We start from the raw sequence: 2001 nt of genomic DNA, 5'->3' as shown, positions 1-2001 counted from the left end.
GTTCTGGCGCAGCACGAGGGTGTGTTCGTCGTAAGCGTGGACCTGGATGTCCGGGTCCGTGTTGTGCTTCGCCGACTCCGAGCCGTGGATCCAGGACACGCTGAGGTTACCGGGCCGGCGCGTTCCGGGCCGGAAATCGATCGCTGCGGTCGTGTTCATCCCTACAACTCCGGCAGGACCTCGTCGCGGACCTGCTTGCGGAGGATCTTGCCCAGCATGGAGCGCGGCAGATCCGCCACCGGCACAATCCGGCGCGGGATCTTGTAACTGGCGAGGTGCTCCCGGCAGTAGGCGCGCAGCGCGTCCTCGTCCAGCTCGACGCCTGGTTCAAGCTCGACAGCGGCCACCACCATTTCGCCGCCGCGCTCCAGCGGCTTGCCCACCACCGCCGCGTCCCGGACCTCCGGGTGCAGGCGCAACACGGACTCCACCTCGGTGGGCGACACGTTGAACCCGCCGGTGATGATCAGCTCCTTGGCGCGGTCCACCACCGTGGTGAAGCCGTCCCCGTCCACGGTGACGACGTCGCCGGTGCGCAGCCACCCGTCCTCGGTAAGGGTTTTCGCGGTTTCCTCGGGGTTGTTCCAGTAGCCCTGGAAGACCTGCGGGCCCTTGAGCAGTAGCTCGCCCGGCTGTCCCCGCGGCACGTCGGCAGTGGGGTCGTCCAGATCCACGACCCGCATCAGGGTCGACGGGAACGGCACCCCGATGGTGCCGGTGCGGCGGGTGGGGTGGAAGGGGTTGCCGAGCGCCACCGGAGAGGATTCGGTCATGCCGTAGCCCTCCACGAGCAGGCCGCCGGAGACCGACTCCCACAGTTCCACCACATGGTCCGGCAGGTTCATGGCCCCGGAGATGCAGTACTTGCAGGACCGCAGCGAGACGCCCTTCTCCTTAGCGGCCATGGCGGTGCGCTCGTAGATCGGCGGGACCGCGCAGTAGACGGTGGCGGGCGATTTCTTCATCGCCGCCAACACCAGGTCCGGGTCGAACTTGGGGAACAGGACCAGCAGCCCCTGCTTCTTGATGCCGTAGGTCAGATACAGGGTCATGCCGAAGGCATGTAACATCGGCAGGATCGCGTAGAACACTTCCTTGCGGTACTCCGCGCCGGCCATCCAGGCTTCGCCCTGGAGGGCGTTGGAGTACAGATTGAAGTGCGTGAGCATCGCGCCCTTGGGCCGGCCGGTGGTACCCGAGGTGTACTGGATCGCGGCGAGGTCATCCACCGAGGGGCGCGGGTGGCCGGGGTCGATCCGGCCGTGGCCCAGGAGTTCCTTCCACGGCATGGTCCCGGGCGCTGGGGCGGTCAGCGAGGCCCGCGTTGCGCGCAGCTTCTTGACCGGCAGGGCCAGGGCGGCCCGCTTGGCGGCGGGGAACGCCTCGAGGAGGTTGACGGCCACCACGTGGTCAATTTCGACGTCGGACGGGAACTCGCGCACGGCGGCCGCGGCCTTGTCCCAGGCGATCACGACGCGGGCCTGGTGGTCCTCGAACTGGTGGCGGAGTTCGCGGGAGGTGTAGAGCGGGTTGTGCTCGACCACGACGGCGCCCAGGCGCAGCACCGCGTAGAAGGCCACCACGTGCTGCGGGCAGTTGGGCAGGATCAGTGCCACCCGGTCGCCGGCCCGCACGCCCAGCCGGCGCAGTCCCTCGGCGGCCCGGTCCACCTGCTCGCCAAGCTGGGTGTAGCTGGTGCGACGGCCGAAGAATTCCAGGGCGGGCGCGCTCCCGGCCTCGGCCACGGACCGCTCCAGCATCGCGACAAGGGACTCGGTGGGCAGTTCGATCTCGGCGGGGACGCCCGGCTGGTAGTTCTTCACCCAGGGCTGCTGGTCAGTGTGCTCCATGCCCACATCATTTCGCGAACTCCCTGCCGGGGCGAATCCCAACCCGCCGCCCCGGCCCGTCCCCGGCCCAAGTAGCTCGCAGTTGTTGTCGTTTTCAGCGCTGAGAACGCCAACAACTGCGAGTCAGTTGGGTGCCCCTAGGGTGCGGACC

1 protein-coding gene is annotated in these 2001 nt (G+C 68.4%); it reads right to left on the bottom strand.

Translation table 11 applies throughout. The annotated features are described in order from the left end of the window. Positions 1 to 161: 161 nt before the first annotated feature. The gene (locus AB4Y86_RS17690; protein ID WP_441403463.1) at positions 162 to 1850 is read right to left on the bottom strand and encodes a long-chain-fatty-acid--CoA ligase; all 1689 of its coding nucleotides are present in this window, start codon (positions 1848 to 1850) and stop codon (positions 162 to 164) included. Positions 1851 to 2001: the final 151 nt, after the last annotated feature.

It is taken from the genome of Arthrobacter sp. 2YAF22_2 (genome assembly GCF_052114645.1).
Lineage (GTDB): Bacteria > Actinomycetota > Actinomycetes > Actinomycetales > Micrococcaceae > Arthrobacter.
This window is presented reverse-complemented; position numbering and strand designations above follow the sequence as displayed.

Bases quoted from the DNA above. Each gene is read 5' to 3' on its own strand.
- AB4Y86_RS17690 (WP_441403463.1), bottom strand. From the start codon at position 1,850: ATGGAGCACACTGACCAGCAGCCCTGGGTGAAGAACTACCAGCCGGGC.